This is a genomic window from Nitratireductor sp. OM-1, assembly GCF_003296175.1.
GTDB lineage: Bacteria > Pseudomonadota > Alphaproteobacteria > Rhizobiales > Rhizobiaceae > Nitratireductor > Nitratireductor aquimarinus.
Genome location: NZ_CP029208.1, coordinates 645,692 through 662,791, shown reverse-complemented (window position 1 = coordinate 662,791; position 17,100 = coordinate 645,692). Strand labels below are relative to the sequence as shown.

The window sequence follows — 17,100 nt, the reverse complement described above, 5'->3', positions numbered from 1 at the left end:
GATGGGCCGTTCGTCTGGTAATTTTGCCTGTCATCAGCCATATAGGCGCCTGAGACACAGGGTTTTGGAGCCACTATGGCGCTTGAGGCAGCATTCGCGAAGATGAACGGCCTCGGCAACGCAATCATCGTTGCCGACATGCGCGGGCGCGCGGACCGGGTTTCGCCCGATGCCGCCCGCGCCCTCAACGCCGATCCCGCGACCCGGTTCGACCAGATCATGGCCATCCATGATCCGCGCGTCGCCGGCACGCACAATTACATCGAAATTCTCAATTCCGACGGCAGTCAGGCGCAGGCCTGCGGCAATGGCACACGCTGTGTCGTGCAGGCGCTCGCTGCCGAAACGGGACAGAAGGTCTTCACCTTCCAGACCGTTGCCGGCATCCTCAACGCCGAGGAACATGAGGACGGCCTGATCTCGGTCGACATGGGCAAGCCGCGCTTCGGCTGGCGGGACATTCCGCTCGCCGAAGAGTTTCGCGACACGCGCATGATCGAGTTGCAGGTCGGCCCCATTGATGCGCCGGTGCTGCATTCGCCCTCCGTCGCCTCCATGGGCAACCCCCATGCGATCTTCTGGGTCGAGGGCGACGTCAGTGATTACGACCTGCCGCGCTTCGGTCCGCTTCTTGAAAATCACCCGATCTTCCCGGAGCGCGCCAACATCTCCATCGCTCAGGTCACCTCCGACGACGCGCTGACGCTGCGCACCTGGGAGCGGGGCGCAGGGCTTACGCGCGCCTGCGGCTCGGCCGCCTGCGCTGCCGCCGTGTCCGCCGCGCGCACCGGACGCACCGGTCGCCATGTCACCGTCACCGTGCCGGGCGGGCCGCTCGACATTCTGTGGCGCGAAGACGATCACGTCATCATGACCGGCCCCGCCGAATGGGAATTCTCCGGCCGTTTCGACCCCGCCACCGGGGCCTGGGAGCGCGAGACCGAGGGAGCAGCCTGAATGGCGGTGGATGTTCTGACATTCGGGTGCCGGTTGAACGCCTACGAGTCCGAGGTCATCAAGCGCGAGGCGAAAGACGCCGGGCTTGAGGAGCTGGCGGGCGGCGCGGTCGTCATCAACACCTGCGCCGTGACCGGCGAGGCGGTGCGTCAGGCCCGCCAGGCGATCCGCAAGGCGCGGCGTGAAAACCCCGATGCCCGCATCATCGTCACCGGCTGCGCCGCACAGACGGAGCCGGGCACTTTCGACGCCATGGATGAGGTCGATCTCGTTCTCGGCAACGAGGAAAAGCTCAAGGCCCACAATTACCGCGCCCTGCCGGATTTCGGCGTGAACCAGTTCGAGAAGGTTCGCGTCAACGACATCATGGAAGTGCGCGAGACCGCCTCGCACATGGTCGAATCCATCGAGGGCCGCGCCCGCGCCTTCGTGCAGGTGCAGAATGGCTGCGATCACCGCTGCACCTTCTGCATCATTCCCTATGGCCGGGGCAATTCCCGCTCGGTGCCCATGGGCGCGGTGGTCGATCAGGTGCGCCAGCTTGTCGGCAATGGCTATGGCGAAGTGGTGCTCACCGGCGTGGACCTGACCAGTTTCGGGGCCGATCTGCCGGGCAGCCCGCGCCTCGGGCGGCTTGTCTCCACGCTTCTGCGTGAAGTGCCGGAGCTTGAGCGCCTGCGTCTCTCCTCCATCGATTCCATCGAAGCGGATGACGAGCTGCTGCGCGCCCTGGCGGAAGAGGAGCGGCTGATGCCGCATCTCCACCTTTCGCTTCAGCATGGCGACGACATGATCCTGAAGCGCATGAAGCGACGCCACCTGCGTGCCGACGCGATTGCATTTTGCGAGCGTGTGCGCACGCTCCGGCCCGACGCGGTGTTCGGCGCAGACATCATCGCCGGTTTCCCGACAGAGACCGACGCCATGTTTGAGAATTCGCTGAAAATCGTCGAGGAATGCGGGCTCACGCATCTCCACGTGTTCCCCTTCAGCCCGCGCGAGGGCACGCCGGCAGCGCGCATGCCGCAGCTCGACCGCGCGCTGGTGAAGGAGCGCGCCGCGCGTCTGCGCGCCGTGGGCGACGCCGCCTATGCGCGGCATCTCGCATCGCTTGACGGCACCCGTCAGCGCATTTTGATCGAGCGGCCAGGGCTTGGCCGCACAGAGGGTTTCACGCTGGCCGCGCTTGAAGGCGGTCAGCCGGGGCAGATTGTCGAGGCGCGGATCACCGGCCACGACGGGGAGCGGCTCACTGCGGTCGCTGTCACACAGGAAGCGGCGTAGCAGGCATGGCATTCGGATTTATCAAGAAGGTCTTCTCGTTCGGCAAGAAAGAGGCCGGGGAGACACCGCCAGAAGAGGTCACCGAGACCGAAACGCCGGACGCCGCCGCTGCTGCGCAACCGGCTGACGCCGCCCCGGCTTCCGAACCGTCTGAACCCTTGACGGAAGAGCCGGCTGCTCCTGAAGTTGTTCCAGAGCCAGAGCCAGAGCCAGAGCCAGAGCCAGAGCCAGAGCCAGAGCCAGAGCCAGAGCCAGAGCCAGAGCCAGAGCCAGAGCCAGAGCCAGAGCCAGAGCCAGAGCCAGAGCCAGAGCCAGAGCCAGAGCCAGAGCCAGAGCCAGAGCCAGAGCCAGAGCCAGAGCCAGAGCCAGAGCCAGAGCCAGAGCCAGAGCCAGAGCCAGAGCCAGAGCCAGAGCCAGAGCCAGAGCCAGAGCCAGAGCCAGAGCCAAAGGTCGAAGAACCGGACGCAGCGCCTGCGACCCCTTCTCCCCGTGAACGGGGAGAAGGTGAGGATGAGGGGCAGCGCGACGCTGACGATATCACGCCTGCCGCCGAAACCGCGCCGACACCGTCCACCGACGACGCCCGCCCCTCATCCGGTCCTTCGGACCACCTTCTCCCCGCAGGCGGGGAGAAGGAAGCGGAGCCCGTTATTGAGGTTGCGGAAGAGACCGTTGCCGACGAAGCCCCGGAACCGAAGGCCGAAGAACCGGACGCGACGCCCGCGTCACCCGCTGCCGCCGGCAAGGTCGCCGTCTCCAAAGCCGTCGAGCGCGTGGAAGAGAAGGCTCCCGAACAGGAAACGCCGCAGCCGCGCAAGCCATGGTTTCAGCGTCTGCGCGAGGGGCTGTCGCGCTCGTCGCGCGAGCTGCGCGATTCCATCGCCGGCGTCTTCACCAAGCGCAAGCTGGACGAAGACACGCTTCAGGATCTGGAAGACGTTCTGCTGCGCGCCGATCTCGGCCTTGAGACCGCCATGCGCGTGACCGATGCGCTGGCGTCGGGCCGCTACGGCAAGGATGTGTCGGGCGAGGAAGTGCAGACCGTCATGGCCGAGGAAATCGAGAAGGTCCTGGCGCCGGTCGCCATGCCGCTCGAACTCGACCTCTCGCACAAGCCGCATGTCATTCTCGTGGTTGGCGTCAACGGCACCGGCAAGACGACCACCATCGGCAAGCTGGCCGCAAAGCTCACCGAGGGCGGGCTCAAGGTCACGCTGGGCGCTGGCGACACGTTCCGCGCCGCCGCCATCGAGCAGCTCAAGATCTGGGGCGAACGCACCGGCTCGCCGGTTGTTTCATCAAAACTCGGCGCGGATGCGGCGGGTCTTGCCTTCGATGCCTATGAAAAGGCGAAGGAAGCCGGCTCCGACGTGCTGATCATAGACACCGCCGGCCGTCTTCAGAACAAGGCGGAGCTGATGGCGGAGCTTGAAAAGATCGTGCGTGTGCTCGGCAAGCATGATCCCGATGCGCCGCACACCGTCCTCCAGACGGTTGACGCGACCACCGGGCAGAACGCCCTTAATCAGGTCGAAATCTTCCGCAATGTTGCGGGCGTGAACGGTCTGGTCATGACCAAGCTCGACGGCACGGCGCGCGGCGGTATCCTTGTTTCCATCGCCGCCAAGCACAAGCTGCCGGTCTATTTCATCGGCGTCGGCGAGCAGGTCGACGATCTCGAACCCTTCTCGGCGAGTGATTTCGCCAAGGCGATTGCAGGAGTTCAGTAAGCGTGAGCGAGAAACACATCTTTGAACGCGACCCCGCCGATCCCAAGCGCAAGGAGATCAACCCGATCCTCAAGCTGGCGCTGGAACTGGGGCCGCTCATGGTGTTCTTCTTCGCCAATTCGCGCGGCGAGTGGCTGGTCGGGCGCTTTCCCGCGCTGGCGGAGCTCGGTGGCCCGTTGTTCGTTGCAACCGCGCTCTTCATGGCCGCCACGGCCATTGCGCTCGCCGTTTCGTGGGTCCTCACGCGCACCCTTCCCATCATGCCGCTCGTTTCAGGCGTTGTGGTGTTCGTGTTCGGCGCGCTGACGCTCTACCTGCACAGCGAAATCTTCATCAAGATGAAGCCGACCATCGTCAACACGCTGTTCGGCGTGGTGCTTCTGGGCGGTCTCGCCTTCGGCAAGTCGCTGCTCGGCTATGTGTTCGATTCCGCTTTCAAGCTGGATGCGGAAGGCTGGCGCAAACTCACCCTGCGCTGGGGCCTGTTCTTCATCTTCCTGGCGGTGGTCAACGAAGTGGTGTGGCGGATGTTCTCCACCGACACCTGGGTCGCCTTCAAAGTGTGGGGCATCATGCCGATCACCATTCTCTTCACGATGAGCCAGATGCCGCTCATCATGAAGCACTCGCTGGAAGAACCCACGAAGTAAGCGAGAGCATCGGCCCGAAAATCGGGGAAAGCACGGCGCTCTAGCCGGCGGCATCCCGCCTTGCGGCGCTGATGGCGTCGTCCAGCCGGCTGTAGAACCGGAGTGCGGGTGGCCGCATCCCGTGGGTGCGCAGCAGTTTGCGCACCGGCTGGCTCGCCCCCGCGAGATAGACATTGGTTCCCTGCTGGCGCGCCTTGCGCACGAAACCTTCAATGGTCGCGGCCGCCGTGGAATCGAGAAAGCTCACCGAACCGATATCGATGACATAGGCTTTCGGCTGGCCGCCGATCCGGTCGAGCGCCGCCCCCACCGCAGCCGCCGCGCCGAAGAAGAACGCGCCGGCAATGCGATAGACGACCACATCGTCATCCGTCGCGTTCGCCGCCGAATAGGGACCTTCGCCGCTGTCTGGCTGGTCGCTCAGCGATGAAACGCCGTGCTCCACGCGCACCGCTTCCGACATGCGGTGCAGAAAGAGCAGCGCGCCGAGGCCGAAGCCCACCAGAATGCCCTCCGTCAGGTCGCGGAACACCACCAGCAGGAACGTCACCAGAAGCACCACCGCGTCGCCCCACGAGGAGCGCAGCAGTGCTGCAAACTGGTGCTTCTCCGCCATGTTCCACGCCACAACGGCCAGAATGGCGGCAAGGGCTGAAAGCGGGATGAAGCGCGCCAGCGGCGCGGCCACCAGCATGAACGCCAGAAGAAACAGCGAATGCAGCATGCCTGAAACAGGCCCGCGTGCGCCGGCCCGCACATTGGCGGCCGTGCGCGCAATGGTGCCCGTCACACAGAAGCCGCCAAACAGCGCCGAACCGATATTGGCCGCGCCCTGCGCCACCAGTTCGCTGTTGGAGCGGTGCCGGCGGCCGGTCATGGAATCGGCCACCACCGCCGAAAGCAGGCTTTCAATGCCGCCCAGAAGCGCAAATGAGAAAGCGGCGGGCAGAACCGCCATGATCTTTTCGGTGCTCAGGTCCGGCAGATGCGGGGCGGGCAGCATTTGCGGAATGCCGCCGAACCGTGAGCCGATGGTTTCCACCGGCAGACCCAGCGCCCAGGCGACCAGCGTGGCCGCCACCACGGCGATCAGAAAGCCCGGCCAGTGCGGCCGCCAGCGGCGCAGCCCGACGATCACGGCTACCGAGCCAAGCGCCAGCAAAAGTGCTGCGGCGTTCACCGTCGGCGCGGCTTCCGCCAGCGCCTGCAATTTGGGGATGAAAGGCCCGGGCTCCGCGCCCGACAGCGTCAGGCCGAAGAAATCCTTGAGCTGGCTCGTCAGGATGATGACGGCGATGCCGGAGGTGAAGCCGACCGTGACCGGGTAGGGCACATATTTGATGAAGGTTCCCAGCCGCAGAAAGCCGATGGCAAGCAGGATGAAACCGGAGAGGAAGGTGGCGAGGATCAGCCCGTCTATGCCGTGCGCCTGCACCGTTGTGAAAACGAGCACGATGAACGCGCCCGCCGGTCCGCCGATCTGAAACCGGCTGCCGCCGAGCGCTGAAACCAGAAAGCCGCCGACAATGGCCGTGTAGAGCCCGCGCTCCGGCGGCACACCCGAAGCGATGGCGATGGCCATCGACAGCGGCAGCGCGATGATCGCAACCGTCAGGCCGGCAACAATGTCGGCCTTGAGCGCGGCAGGGCCATAGCCCTCGCGCAGCACGGTCAGCAGTTTGGGCGTGAAAAGAGCAGTGAAACCGGGGCGCGTGGCGCTCGCCTGCATGGGAAAGCCTCATACCATCGGCAGCGGAAGGCCGTCGGCGTCTTGCAGGCGGTCGCCGTTGCATTTCGTCTCAGACGGATTTCACCTTTGCCGGGGTCGGCTCCCTGAAGCGCACGCCGCGTCCGGTGCCGAGGCTGGGCGCATGGTCACCGATCAGCTCGATGCCGGCGGCGCCCAGCGCCTCGACCACCTTGGACAGCGTGTCGACCACGCCGCGCACATTGCCTTCGCTGGCCTCCATTCTCTGAATGGTGGGCAGGGAAACGCCCGCTAACTCGGCCAGCTGTTTCTGGTCGATGCCCAGAAGGGCGCGGGCGGCGCGCATTTGTGCGGCGGTAATCATTGGCGCTCCGTCTTGGGATGCATATAATATCTTTCACTATTGATGTCTAGTACATCACTTTTGATGCTCTGACATCAATTAATGATGTTTGGAGCCCTGGCCCTAGGCGCCCGATAACCCGATAATGCCGCCCATGATCAGCGCAACGCCCAGCCAGTGGCCGGCGTCGATCACGCTCAGCGTCCATCCGAAGCCCTGATAGCGCTGGTTGACGACCACGGTCGTCGCCATGAAACCGAGCCACAGGAATGCGCCCGAGATAATGCCGTTCCAGAATGTCACCTGGCCCAGGCCCAGATGGCCGATCACCCCGGCCAGCACCCACGCCATGATCAGCTCCGCCACAAACGCGGCAATGACGAGCGAGGGCGTCATCTTTGCCTCTTCGGGCTTGATGCGTGCGGCCTTCATCCATGCCGTTCCCAGCGCGCGATAATAGAGCGCTCCGAACAGGCAGGCGGCCACCGCCGCCACAAAAATGGCAAGAAAATTGAGCCCCGCAAAATCCATCGTGTCCTCCTCCTCCGATGTCTTGAGCCGGGATTGAACCCATGCCCCCCGGAGTGGTCAAGTGAATTGCCAGACTGTGGTGTGTTTCACTTCGGCATCTTCCAGCGCGCGCGTCACCGGCACGGTGTAGACGGCCAGTTCGGAAAGGCGCTCGCGCGGCAGGTAGCTGCGGCCGGGATCACCGACAATCACGGTGGAGCCGGCCCGTGAAAGCCGTTCGAACCATGGCGTCAGCGTCTCGGTCATGGCCCTGTCGTAGAAAACGTCGCCCGCCAGCACCACGTCCCATTCGCCAGCCGCGCCGACGAGATCGTCCTGCGTGGTTTCGAACAATACGTTGTTTTCCGCCATGTTCAGCGCGCAGGCCGGTGCGCTGAACGGATCGATATCCGCCGCCATCACGCGTTTCGCGCCCGCCATTGCAGCGGCGATGGCAACCAGTCCCGAACCGGTGGCGAAGTCCAGAACCGTGCGGTCGCGCACGGTTTCAGGATGGTCGAGCACATACCGCGCAAGCCCCTGTCCGCCCGCCCAGGCAAAGGCCCAGAAGGGCGGCGGCAGACCGATTTCGGCAAGCTCCTCTTCGGTGCGTTGCCAGAGGTCGTGCGCCTCGTCGGCCAGGTGAAGGGCGATCTCGGGCACATGCGGCGGTCGCGTCAGCGCCGTGTTGGCGCGGATGAACGCCGCCGCATTGTCCGCAGTGATTCGCCTCATGCGCGTTCTCAGGGGATTTTCTTGAGGCCACCCATGCGGCAGATCTCGGCCCATTCGTCCGGCTGCACCGGCTGCACGGAAAGCCTGGAATTGTTGACCAGAACCATTTCCGAAAGCATCGGATTGGCCTTGATCTCCGCCAGTGTCACCGGGCGGGGTATCTCTTCCACCGCGCGAATGTCCACGCATTCCCAGCGCGGGTCATCGGTCGTCGTGTCGGGATGCGCCAGCGCACACACTTCCACGATGCCCACCACGGAGGTTTCCTTGACCGAGTGGTAGAAGAAGCCGCGGTCGCCGATCTTCATCTCGCGCATGTTGTTGCGTGCCTGATAGTTGCGCACGCCGTCCCACTGCTCGCCCGCGTCGCCTTTTTTCTTCTGCATCTCCCACGACCAGGTGGAAGGCTCGGACTTGAACAGCCAATAGGCCATCATGCGTTCTCCGGATTGTTGAAGACCCAGTTCCAGGCCCGTATTTCAACGGATTCGAACAGGCCCGCAAGAGCGTAAGGATCGGCTGCGGCGATCAGCTCCGCCGCCGCTTCGTCTTCGGCTTCCACGGCCACAAGGCTGCCGCAGGGCTTGCCCTCGGCGTCGAGGAAGGGGCCGGCAAACTTCAGCGCGCCGTTTTCATTGAGCCCGTTCAGATACGCCACATGGTCGGGTCGTGTACCCAGTCTCGTTTCGAGATGGCCTGGCTTGTCCTTGCAGATAATGGCGAAGATCATGGTGTTTCCCTCCGTGTCATGTTTCGCTTTTGAGCGGGCGTGAAAGCAGGGCTTCCATGGTGGCCTGCACGGTCAGCCTGCCTTTGAGAAGCTCTGTCACGCTTTCGATAATGGGCGCTTCGAGGCCGCGTTCGCGCACGATGCGCGCGGCAATCCCCGCCGTATGCGCGCCTTCGGCCAGCGGTCGGCCCTCAAGGCTTTCCCCGCGTCCCAGCGCTGCCCCAAAGGCAAAATTGCGCGATTGTTCCGAGCCGCAGGTCAGGATCAGGTCGCCGAGGCCCGAAAGCCCCATCAGCGTGTCGGGCCGCGCCCCAAAAGCCTCGCCGATCCGCCGCAGCTCCACGAATCCACGAGTGATCAGCGCCGCCGATGCGCTCGCGCCAAGGCCAGCGCCATGGGTCGCGCCGGCGGCGATGGCCAGAACGTTCTTCAACGCGCCGCCAATCTCCACGCCGGTCAGGTCGTCGGTCGAATAGCAGCGAAGGCGCGGCGCGGAGAGCCGTTCGGCGAGCGTCACCGCCAGACCGGCATTCTGTGCTGCAACCGTCACGGCGGTCGGCAGGCCGCTTGCCAGATCGCTGGCAAAGCTCGGGCCGGAGAGGGCGGCCACCGGGTTCCCCGGCAGCGCCTCGGCGGCGATTTCGGACATCAGCCTGCCCGTCTCGCGCTCAATGCCCTTGGCGCAGAGCACAATCGGGACACCCTTTACCACATGCGGGGCGGCGTCGGCGAGAACCGTGCGCAGCGTCTGCGCCGGCGTCACCGCCAGCACGCAGTCAGCGCCCTCAAGCGCGCTCTGCATGTCGCTTGTCGCCTTAAGCCGGGCATCGAGCGTGATCCCCGGCAGATACCTTCTGTTGACGTGATCGTCATTGATCGAGCGCGCCAGCGCTTCGTCACGGGCCCAGAGCCGGGCGTGATGGCCGCCGGTCAGCATGGTCGCGCCGAGCGCCGTTCCCCATGCGCCCGCGCCCAGAACGGCGATGGTCCATTTCTGGGCCGATGACTTGGATGACGTCTGGGACGATGTCTCGCTCATGCCTTGGCTCCCCGTTTTCCGGTGCCGAAAAGTGGTGTCGCTGCCTGATCCAGCGGCCAGCGCGGGCGTGGCGCGAAGCCGAGCGCATCGTCCTCGCCAAGCTCTGCTTTGAGCCGCTCCAGACCCGCCCAGGCGATCATCGCCGCATTGTCGCCGCACAGCCGGATCGGCGGTGCGATGAGGCGGAAGCCGGTTTTGTCACACAGCGTGTCAAGCGCCGTGCGGATTGCCTGATTGGCCGCCACGCCGCCCGCCACCACAAGCGCCGGCGTTTCGATGTCGGGATGGGTTTCACGGAAGCGTTCCAGACTTCGCTTCACCCGGTCGCTCAGCGTTTCCGTCACCGCCTGCTGGAAGGAAGCGCAGATATCGGCAATGTCGTCCTCGCCGAGCGGGGCCAGCGCAGAGGCCTCGCGCCGCACGGCCGTCTTGAGGCCGGAGAACGAAAAGTCGGGCCGCGCTTCGCCCTTCAGCGGGCGCGGAAAGGCAAAGCGCTTCGGGTTGCCGCCTGCTGCCGCCTTTTCCACGCTGGGGCCGCCGGGATAGGGCAGACCGAGCAGCTTCGCCGTCTTGTCGAACGCCTCGCCCAGCGCATCGTCGATGGTGGATGCCCAGCGCTGATAGCGCCCCACACCTTCCACATGAACGATCTGCGTGTGCCCGCCTGAAACGAGCAGAAGCAGATACGGAAATTCGATCCCGTCCGTCAGCCGCGCCGTCAGCGCATGGCCTTCCAGGTGATTGACGGGAACTAGCGGCTTGCCGCTCGCCGCCGCAATCGCCTTGGCGGTCGTCAGGCCCACGATCAGCCCGCCGATCAGGCCCGGCCCCGCCGTTGCCGCGATGGCGTCGATCTCGGTGAGCGATACGCCTGCTTCATCGAGCGCCGCCTTGATCACCCCGTCCAGCGCTTCCACATGGGCGCGCGCGGCGATCTCCGGCACCACGCCGCCAAAGGCTGCATGGTCGGCAATCTGGCTAAAAACCACATTGGAAAGTATCTCGGTCTTGCCGCCACGATCATCGATCACGGCGGCTGCCGTCTCGTCGCAACTCGTCTCGATGCCAAGGATGCGCGTCATTCAGCCTTACCTGCTCATGTTGCCGTCGCCGCCAATCCCCGTTAGGGGTGTGGTGCATCCGGTTCGGATGCGGGTTAGCACGGACATGACGGCATGCAAACTGATGTGGTGAAGATCGGCACGCGCGGAAGCGCTCTGGCAGTGGCTCAGGCGGCAGAGGTGCGCGCGCGCCTCATGGCGGCTCATGGCCTGCCCGAAGATGCGTTTGAGATCGTCGTCATCTCCACCTCGGGCGACCAGATTCAGGACCGCCCGCTCTCGCAGGCCGGCGGCAAGGGGCTTTTCACCAAGGAAATCGAGGAAGCCATGCTCGATGGCCGGATCGACCTTGCCGTGCATTCCTCCAAGGACATGCCCACCGTTCTGCCCGACGGGCTCGAAATTTCCGCCTTTCTCGAACGCGAAGATGTGCGCGATGTTTTCATCGGCCGCTCCATCGCCAGGCTTGAGGATCTGCCGCAGGGCGCCAAGCTCGGCACCTCCTCGCTGCGCCGTCAGGCGCTGGTCCTGCGGCTGCGCCCCGATCTCGAAGTCGGCATGTTCCGCGGCAATGTGCAGACGCGCCTGCGCAAGCTGGATGAAGGCGTTGCCGAGGGCACGCTTCTCGCACTTGCCGGGCTCAACCGGCTGGGCGTGCCGCACATCGCCACCGAAATCATGGACCCCGAACGTTTCCCGCCCGCACTCGGGCAGGGTGCAATCTGCATTGAAAGCCGCATCGGCGATGCGCGCATCGGGCCGATGATCGCCGCGATCCATCATCCCCAAACGGGCGATGCGCTTCTTTGCGAACGCGCTTTTCTCGGCGCGCTGGACGGTTCCTGCCGCACCCCCATTGCCGGCCTTGCCCGCATCGAGGGCGACATGCTGCGCTTTTCCGGTCTGGTTCTGACGCCCGACGGGCGCGAGGTGCATGACATCGAGACCGAAGGCCGGGCAGCGGATGCCGTTCGTCTCGGCGCGGAAGCCGGCGCCGCCGTGCGCGAAAAGGCGGGCACGCGGTTCTTCGATAGCTGGCTCTAGAATGCGGCGGGTGCTGGTCACGCGCCCTGAACCGGGCGCATCGGAAACAGCCAGACGGCTTGCCGAAATGGGGTTCGAGCCGCTCGTTCTGCCGCTCACCGAAACCGTGCCGCTTCATGCCGCCATTCACGCCGAGGCGGTGGATGTGGTGGCCGTCACCAGCCCCAATGCCATCCGCCATGCGCCGCAATCCGTTTTCGACGCGCTGAAGGGCAAGCCCGTCTACGCCGTTGGCCGCCGCACGGGCGATGCCGCACGTGCTGCCGGGCTCCATGTGGTGGATGATGAGGCGGGCGACGCCGAACGGCTTTCCCGGCGCATCGACGCCGCCTTTGCCGCCCCCTGTCATGTGACGGTGCTTTGCGGCCGAGTGCGCCGTGACGTACTCGAAACGCGGCTGATGGAAGCCGGCCACAGGCCGCGCCTGATCGAGATCTACGACACGCTGCCGCTTGAGCCTTCCGACGCCGCCGTTCAGTCGCTCATCGGCGACCGTCCGGTCGATGATGTGCTGCTTTATTCGGCCAATGGGGCCGTCCAGCTTGCGCGTCTCATGGCGCGGTCGGGCGTTGGGAAAAAATTAGCGGCTGCGACATATTATTGCCTCTCCGAGCGCATTGCCGAAGCTTTGGGGCCTGATGTCGCAAAAACCGCCCGAATTGCGGATTTTCCGGCGGAAGACCGTTTGCTGCTTCTGCTAAAGACGTAACGTCAATTGCGCTCGCCCCTGTTTTCACCACATGCGGGTGTGATAGGAACTTATATGCACTGCACATAGTGCAGGAACAGCCTTTTGCAGCGGAGTTGCCTGATGGTCAAAACGCCGAGAACGCGTCATTCCAAAACCCAGAAGGAGCCGGTGACCATCGATCTGGATCCCGATCAGGTAAAGCGGGAGAAGGTGGAAACGCCCGACGCGCCCGGCGATACCAGCAAGCAGGAAGCCAAACCGGAAGCGCAGAAGCCTTCTGACGCCGCCAGGGACAGCGCAAAGCCGGAGGCCGCGAAGGTCGAAGCTGCCGCAAAGCCGGCTTCTTCTGCTGCTGCGAAGGACGACAAGGCCTCCACTTCGCCCAAAGACAAGCCCGCGTCGAAGGATGCCGGTTTCGGTCGAGACGCGAAAACCGGTAATGCCGGTGCACGGCAAGACGATCAGGCAGCGCAGTCCGCAAAGCCTGAAGCCTCCACCCCCGCCACTCCCGCCCCGGCCAAGAGCGGCGGCGGCGCGGGTCGCGTGCTTGCCGGCGGCGTTGTCGGTGGCGTCGTTGCGCTGGCCATTGCCGGTGGCCTTCAATGGGCTGGCGTTCTGCCCGCGCTCGACACGAAGAGCAATGCGCCCGACCCGGCGGTCGAGGTGCTTCGCCAGCAGGTTGCAGCACTTGAGAGCAAGCTGAACGAACAGCCCGCCGCCGGTGGCGAAAGCGAAGCCGTCACCGCCGCTTTGAGTGAGGCCAGTGCGCGCGCCGGTGCGACCGAGCAGCGCCTTGCCGAGCTGGGCGATGAGATCACGACCCTGCGCGAATCGATGTCGTCCGGTGCGGCAGGCGAGGGGCCGGGGCTCGAAGCGCTTTCGCAGCGCCTTGCAGCGCTTGAAGAGCAGACGGCCAGCCTTTCGGCGTCCGGCGATGCCGGTGCGGCGCTGGAAGGCGTGACCGCGCAGCTTTCCACCATGGAAACCGCCGTTCAGGGCGCGGCCGAGGCGGCGCGCGCCGCAAACCAGTCGGCGTCCGGCAATGCGACGACCCTATCCACGCTCAAGAGCGAGCTTGATGCGCTGAAGGCGCAGGTTCAGGAGGCGGACGCTGCGCCACGGATGGCGCTCGTCATCGCTGCGACCACGCTCAAATCGGCGGTCGAGCGCGGCACGCCCTATGCCAGCGAACTTGAAACCTACACCGCCATTGCGCCGGCGGGCGAGGCCGAGGCGCTTGCGCCGCTTGAGGCGAACGCCGCATCCGGCGTGCCGAGCCGCGCCACGCTTGCCGCAGAAGCGCCTGCGGTGGCGAGCAGCATCGTCGCCGCCGTCACCCGTGAGGCCGGAGATGGCGGAGGCGGCATCATCGACAATCTGATGGCCAGCGCCCGCTCGCTCGTGGTGGTGCGCCCGGTGGGCAGCGTTGAAGGTGAAGGCCCGGACGCCATCGCCGCGCGCATGGAGGCGGCGGTTGTCGCCAATGATTATGCGAAGGCGCTCGCCGAATACGAGACGCTGCCGGAGGCCGGCAAGCAGGCTGCGGCGGATTTCGCCAACAAGCTTCAGGCGCGTCAGGCCGCCGACCAGATCTTGAACAAGGCGCTCGCCGATGCGCTGAAGGGAGCATAAGCGCAGATGTTCCGTATTCTCTTCTACCTCGTCGTTGTCTTCGTTCTGGGGCTGGGCTTTGCCTGGCTGGCCGAGCGTCCGGGCGACCTGGCAATAACCTTCTCCGGCTACCGCTATGAGGTTTCGCTCATGGTGGCGGCGGTCGGCATCGTGGCCATCGTCGCTGCGGTGATGATCCTGTGGTGGCTGATCCGCAGCATCTGGACGAGCCCTTACACCGTCGCCCGTTATTTCCGGGTGCGCCGTCGCGACCGCGGCTATCAGGCGCTTTCCACCGGCATGATTGCCGCAGGCGCCGGCGATGGCGGTCTGGCCCGTCGCATGAGCCAGCAGGCCGCCAAGCTCATTTCCGCCGATCAGGAACCGCTCATCCATCTGCTCGATGCGCAGGCAGCCCTCCTTGATGGCGACCGACAGGCGGCGCGCGACAAGTTCACCGCCATGCTGGACGATCCCGAAATGCGCCTTCTGGGCCTGCGCGGGCTTTATCTTGAGGCCGAGCGGCTGGGCGAGCGCGATGCCGCGCGCCACTATGCCGAGCGCGCCGTCGAGGCCGCGCCGCAGCTCGAATGGGCCGTCAATGCCGCGCTTGAAGGCAAGACCGGCGAAGGCGAATGGGATGGCGCGCTGAAGCTGCTCGACAGCCGCAAGGCGACCGGCAAGGACGAGCGCGAGAGCGTCGCCAGCCGCCGCGCCGTGCTCCTCACCGCCAAGGCGATGGATGTGCTTGACGCCGATCCGCAGACCGCCCGCACAGCCGCTCTCGAAGCCCACAAGCTTCGGCCCGATTTCGTGCCGGCGGCTGTCACTGCGGCAAGGGCCCTGTTCCGCCAGAACGAGCTGCGCAAGGGCTCCAAGGTTCTGGAGACCGTCTGGAAGAAGGAGCCGCATCCCGAAATCGCGGATGTCTATATCCATGCGCGCCCCGGCGATTCCACGCATGACCGTCTTGCCCGCGCCAAAAAACTCCAGTCGCTGAAGCGCAACAATGTCGAATCGGCGCTGATCGTTGGCCGCGCTGCGCTTGATGCCGGTGAGTTCCAGCTTGCGCGCGAATCCTGCGAGGCCGCAGCCCGTCTCGGCCCGCGCGAGAGCGTTTATCTGCTGATGGCCGACATCGAGGAGGCCGAGACCGGTGATCAGGGGCGTGTGCGCCAGTGGCTCGCCAAGGCCCTGCGCGCGCCGCGCGATCCCGCCTGGGTGGCCGATGGCTATGTGGCCGAACGCTGGGCGCCCATCTCGCCCGTCACCGGCAAGCTCGACGCCTTCGAATGGCGCATGCCGATGGAGCGGCTGGCGCAGGTCGTGGAGAGCGAAGAGGACTTCTCGCCCGCTCCTTCCATTCCCGCGCCGAAGGAAGAGCCTGAAACGGCAGAAGCCGAAACCGTGGTGATCGAAGCCGAAACGGTAAAGCCGGAACCCGCCGCAAAGCCTCAGGAACCGGAAAAGCCCTCGGAACCTTCCCCGGAAACGGCAAAAACCCCGCCGCAGCCCCCCGAACCGCCTGCAAAGCCAGCGCCGGTCAACGGGCAGAAAGCTGCGCCCGGGGAGGCCGAAGAGCCCGTCAAACCGCCCATCCCGGATGACCCCGGCGTGGAGCCGGATGACAAGGACGCCTCGACGTCGGGCCGCTTCCGCCTATTCTAATGATCATGCACTGCGATTCGCCCTTGCGGGGCGGATCGCGCTTCTCCCAGGCACCGGATCGCAATCACGCTCATGTTCGACAGCATTCTGTCCTTTCTGAAAGACCTTCCCGGCGGTAGCCGGCAGACCACCCTCAGGCCCGAGGACGACCCGCGCGTCGCCGCTGCCGCGCTGCTCTTCCACGTGCTGGATGCAGACGGCATCCGCGAGGCTTCCGAAGTCGAGAAGCTCAAGGAGACCCTCTCCCAGACCTACAATGTCACGGGCGCGGAGCTGGAAAACCTCCTTGAAGCCGGTGAAAAGGCCGAGCAGGAGGCCATCGACCTCTACGCCTTCACCAGCGTTTTGAAGCGGCATCTCGATGCCGATGCGCGCAAGTCCTTCATCGGTCTCATGTGGGGCATCGTCTTCGCCGATGGCGAGATGCACGAGCTGGAAGACAATCTCGTCTGGCGCGTTGCGGAGCTGATCGGCGTCGACAATCGCGACCGGGTGGTTCTGCGCCAGGAAATGCAAGAGAAGTACAGCAAGTCCTAGCCTCATGGAGACAGACCCGAGCCGCAAGATCCTCATCGTCCTGCATCAGGAAACGTCCAGCGCCGGGCGTGTTGGTCAGGTTTTGCAGGCGAGCGGCTTTTCGCTCGACATTCGCCGCCCGCCGCTCGGTCATCCCTTACCGGAAACGCTGGAAAATCACGCCGGCGTCGTCATGTTCGGCGGCCCGATGAGCGCCAACGACCATGATGAGTTCGTGCGGCGCGAGACGGATTGGCTGTCCGTTCCCCTGCGGGAGAACAAGCCCTTTCTCGGCATCTGCCTCGGCGCGCAATTGCTTGTCAGGCATCTGGGCGGGCAGGTGAGAAGCCATGATGACGGGCTGGTCGAGATCGGCTGGTATCCGCTGCGCGCCACCGAGGCCGGGCGCAAGCTCCTGCACTGGCCCGAGATGGTCTACCAGTTTCACCGCGAAGGTTTTTCGCTGCCGAAGGACGCAACCCTTCTGGCCACTGCCGAACACTATCCCAATCAGGCCTTCCGCTATGGCGAAAACGCCTGGGGCGTGCAGTTCCACGCCGAGCTGACCCGCGCCATGATGCAGCGCTGGGTGGTGCGCGGCGCGCAGCGTTTCGTCATGCCCGGCGCACAGCAGGGCCGCGATCATCTGGGTGGCCGTCTCATCTGGGACCGGCACCTGAAAACCTGGCTGGTCGATTTTCTGGAACTGATCTTCGATTGCGAATGCAAAGGCGCTCTGCACAGCGGTGACGAGGCCACGGGCCAGCACCCCGCCGGCCGCCGCATGGTGGGCCGCCGGGGCCTCGCCTAACCGACGCCGCGC

At 65.1% G+C, this 17,100-nt stretch carries 18 protein-coding genes; 10 read left to right on the top strand and 8 right to left on the bottom strand.

All coding sequences use genetic code 11. The annotated features are described in order from the left end of the window. Positions 1-75 precede the first annotated feature (75 nt). The 4 genes from dapF to DEJ54_RS03080 are packed head-to-tail and all read left to right on the top strand — an operon-like array spanning position 76 to position 4,621. Positions 76-957, top strand: a complete 882-nt coding sequence (dapF, locus tag DEJ54_RS03095; protein ID WP_113153276.1) for a diaminopimelate epimerase — start codon at positions 76-78, stop codon at positions 955-957. Then, on the top strand, positions 958-2,241 hold the full coding sequence (mtaB, locus tag DEJ54_RS03090) for a tRNA (N(6)-L-threonylcarbamoyladenosine(37)-C(2))-methylthiotransferase MtaB (RefSeq protein WP_113153275.1): 1,284 nt from the start codon (positions 958-960) through the stop codon (positions 2,239-2,241). 5 nt (positions 2,242-2,246) lie between these two features. After that, positions 2,247-3,971 carry a signal recognition particle-docking protein FtsY gene (gene ftsY / locus DEJ54_RS03085; protein ID WP_113153274.1) on the top strand — a complete coding sequence of 575 codons (1,725 nt, stop codon included), beginning with the start codon at positions 2,247-2,249 and terminating at the stop codon, positions 3,969-3,971. 2 nt (positions 3,972-3,973) lie between these two features. Beyond that, positions 3,974-4,621, top strand: a complete 648-nt coding sequence (locus tag DEJ54_RS03080; RefSeq protein ID WP_162742206.1) for a septation protein A — start codon at positions 3,974-3,976, stop codon at positions 4,619-4,621. A 40-nt stretch (positions 4,622-4,661) separates the two neighbouring features. Here the strand turns inward: DEJ54_RS03080 and DEJ54_RS03075 are convergent, their stop codons facing one another. The 8 genes from DEJ54_RS03075 to tsaD form a co-directional block, all read right to left on the bottom strand. Then, positions 4,662-6,350 (bottom strand): SulP family inorganic anion transporter, encoded by a 1,689-nt coding sequence (locus DEJ54_RS03075; RefSeq protein WP_113153273.1) that lies wholly within the window; start codon positions 6,348-6,350, stop codon positions 4,662-4,664. Positions 6,351-6,420: 70 nt separating this feature from the next. Then, the gene (locus DEJ54_RS03070; protein ID WP_113153272.1) at positions 6,421-6,693 is read right to left on the bottom strand and encodes a helix-turn-helix domain-containing protein; all 273 of its coding nucleotides are present in this window, start codon (positions 6,691-6,693) and stop codon (positions 6,421-6,423) included. A 102-nt stretch (positions 6,694-6,795) separates the two neighbouring features. Further along, positions 6,796-7,203: a DUF1761 domain-containing protein gene (locus DEJ54_RS03065; protein ID WP_113153271.1), complete on the bottom strand. Its 408-nt coding sequence runs from the start codon at positions 7,201-7,203 to the stop codon at positions 6,796-6,798. Between the two features lie 57 nt (positions 7,204-7,260). Next, positions 7,261-7,917: a methyltransferase gene (locus tag DEJ54_RS03060; protein ID WP_113153270.1), complete on the bottom strand. Its 657-nt coding sequence runs from the start codon at positions 7,915-7,917 to the stop codon at positions 7,261-7,263. An 8-nt stretch (positions 7,918-7,925) separates the two neighbouring features. Beyond that, entirely contained in the window at positions 7,926-8,351 is a 426-nt protein-coding gene (locus tag DEJ54_RS03055) for an EVE domain-containing protein (RefSeq protein WP_113156043.1), read from the bottom strand. Beyond that, positions 8,351-8,647 (bottom strand): YciI-like protein, encoded by a 297-nt coding sequence (locus DEJ54_RS03050; protein ID WP_113153269.1) that lies wholly within the window; start codon positions 8,645-8,647, stop codon positions 8,351-8,353. The genes DEJ54_RS03055 and DEJ54_RS03050 overlap by 1 nt, the downstream gene beginning before the upstream one ends. Positions 8,648-8,663: 16 nt before the next feature. Further along, positions 8,664-9,686: an NAD(P)H-dependent glycerol-3-phosphate dehydrogenase gene (locus DEJ54_RS03045; protein WP_113153268.1), complete on the bottom strand. Its 1,023-nt coding sequence runs from the start codon at positions 9,684-9,686 to the stop codon at positions 8,664-8,666. Further along, positions 9,683-10,768 carry a tRNA (adenosine(37)-N6)-threonylcarbamoyltransferase complex transferase subunit TsaD gene (gene tsaD, locus DEJ54_RS03040; RefSeq protein ID WP_113153267.1) on the bottom strand — a complete coding sequence of 362 codons (1,086 nt, stop codon included), beginning with the start codon at positions 10,766-10,768 and terminating at the stop codon, positions 9,683-9,685. The genes DEJ54_RS03045 and tsaD overlap by 4 nt, the downstream gene beginning before the upstream one ends. A 93-nt stretch (positions 10,769-10,861) precedes the next feature. Between tsaD and hemC the strand changes: the two genes are divergently transcribed. From hemC to DEJ54_RS03010, 6 genes are all read left to right on the top strand, one after another. After that, the gene (gene hemC, locus DEJ54_RS03035; protein ID WP_113153266.1) at positions 10,862-11,791 is read left to right on the top strand and encodes a hydroxymethylbilane synthase; all 930 of its coding nucleotides are present in this window, start codon (positions 10,862-10,864) and stop codon (positions 11,789-11,791) included. A gap of 1 nt (position 11,792) precedes the next feature. Continuing rightward, positions 11,793-12,500, top strand: coding sequence for a uroporphyrinogen-III synthase (locus tag DEJ54_RS03030; protein ID WP_204360851.1), 708 nt, complete (start codon positions 11,793-11,795; stop codon positions 12,498-12,500). Positions 12,501-12,602: 102 nt separating this feature from the next. Continuing rightward, complete coding sequence (locus tag DEJ54_RS03025) at positions 12,603-14,114, top strand: phage tail protein (RefSeq protein ID WP_113153265.1); 1,512 nt, start codon at positions 12,603-12,605, stop codon at positions 14,112-14,114. Positions 14,115-14,120: 6 nt separating this feature from the next. Continuing rightward, positions 14,121-15,761, top strand: a complete 1,641-nt coding sequence (locus DEJ54_RS03020) for a heme biosynthesis protein HemY (protein ID WP_113153264.1) — start codon at positions 14,121-14,123, stop codon at positions 15,759-15,761. 72 nt (positions 15,762-15,833) lie between these two features. Further along, positions 15,834-16,298 carry a TerB family tellurite resistance protein gene (locus tag DEJ54_RS03015; RefSeq protein ID WP_113153263.1) on the top strand — a complete coding sequence of 155 codons (465 nt, stop codon included), beginning with the start codon at positions 15,834-15,836 and terminating at the stop codon, positions 16,296-16,298. Positions 16,299-16,302: 4 nt separating this feature from the next. Continuing rightward, positions 16,303-17,088 (top strand): glutamine amidotransferase, encoded by a 786-nt coding sequence (locus tag DEJ54_RS03010; protein WP_113153262.1) that lies wholly within the window; start codon positions 16,303-16,305, stop codon positions 17,086-17,088. Positions 17,089-17,100: the final 12 nt, after the last annotated feature.

Excerpts from the sequence above, each read along its gene's own strand:
- dapF (WP_113153276.1), top strand. The coding sequence starts at position 76 with ATGGCGCTTGAGGCAGCATTCGCGAAGATGAACGGCCTCGGCAACGCA.
- mtaB (WP_113153275.1), top strand. The coding sequence starts at position 958 with ATGGCGGTGGATGTTCTGACATTCGGGTGCCGGTTGAACGCCTACGAG.
- ftsY (WP_113153274.1), top strand. The coding sequence starts at position 2,247 with ATGGCATTCGGATTTATCAAGAAGGTCTTCTCGTTCGGCAAGAAAGAG.
- DEJ54_RS03075 (WP_113153273.1), bottom strand. The coding sequence starts at position 6,350 with ATGCAGGCGAGCGCCACGCGCCCCGGTTTCACTGCTCTTTTCACGCCC.
- DEJ54_RS03070 (WP_113153272.1), bottom strand. The coding sequence starts at position 6,693 with ATGATTACCGCCGCACAAATGCGCGCCGCCCGCGCCCTTCTGGGCATC.
- DEJ54_RS03065 (WP_113153271.1), bottom strand. The coding sequence starts at position 7,203 with ATGGATTTTGCGGGGCTCAATTTTCTTGCCATTTTTGTGGCGGCGGTG.
- DEJ54_RS03060 (WP_113153270.1), bottom strand. The coding sequence starts at position 7,917 with ATGAGGCGAATCACTGCGGACAATGCGGCGGCGTTCATCCGCGCCAAC.
- DEJ54_RS03055 (WP_113156043.1), bottom strand. The coding sequence starts at position 8,351 with ATGGCCTATTGGCTGTTCAAGTCCGAGCCTTCCACCTGGTCGTGGGAG.
- DEJ54_RS03050 (WP_113153269.1), bottom strand. The coding sequence starts at position 8,647 with ATGATCTTCGCCATTATCTGCAAGGACAAGCCAGGCCATCTCGAAACG.
- DEJ54_RS03045 (WP_113153268.1), bottom strand. The coding sequence starts at position 9,686 with ATGAGCGAGACATCGTCCCAGACGTCATCCAAGTCATCGGCCCAGAAA.
- tsaD (WP_113153267.1), bottom strand. The coding sequence starts at position 10,768 with ATGACGCGCATCCTTGGCATCGAGACGAGTTGCGACGAGACGGCAGCC.
- hemC (WP_113153266.1), top strand. The coding sequence starts at position 10,862 with ATGCAAACTGATGTGGTGAAGATCGGCACGCGCGGAAGCGCTCTGGCA.
- DEJ54_RS03030 (WP_204360851.1), top strand. The coding sequence starts at position 11,793 with ATGCGGCGGGTGCTGGTCACGCGCCCTGAACCGGGCGCATCGGAAACA.
- DEJ54_RS03025 (WP_113153265.1), top strand. The coding sequence starts at position 12,603 with ATGGTCAAAACGCCGAGAACGCGTCATTCCAAAACCCAGAAGGAGCCG.
- DEJ54_RS03020 (WP_113153264.1), top strand. The coding sequence starts at position 14,121 with ATGTTCCGTATTCTCTTCTACCTCGTCGTTGTCTTCGTTCTGGGGCTG.
- DEJ54_RS03015 (WP_113153263.1), top strand. The coding sequence starts at position 15,834 with ATGTTCGACAGCATTCTGTCCTTTCTGAAAGACCTTCCCGGCGGTAGC.
- DEJ54_RS03010 (WP_113153262.1), top strand. The coding sequence starts at position 16,303 with ATGGAGACAGACCCGAGCCGCAAGATCCTCATCGTCCTGCATCAGGAA.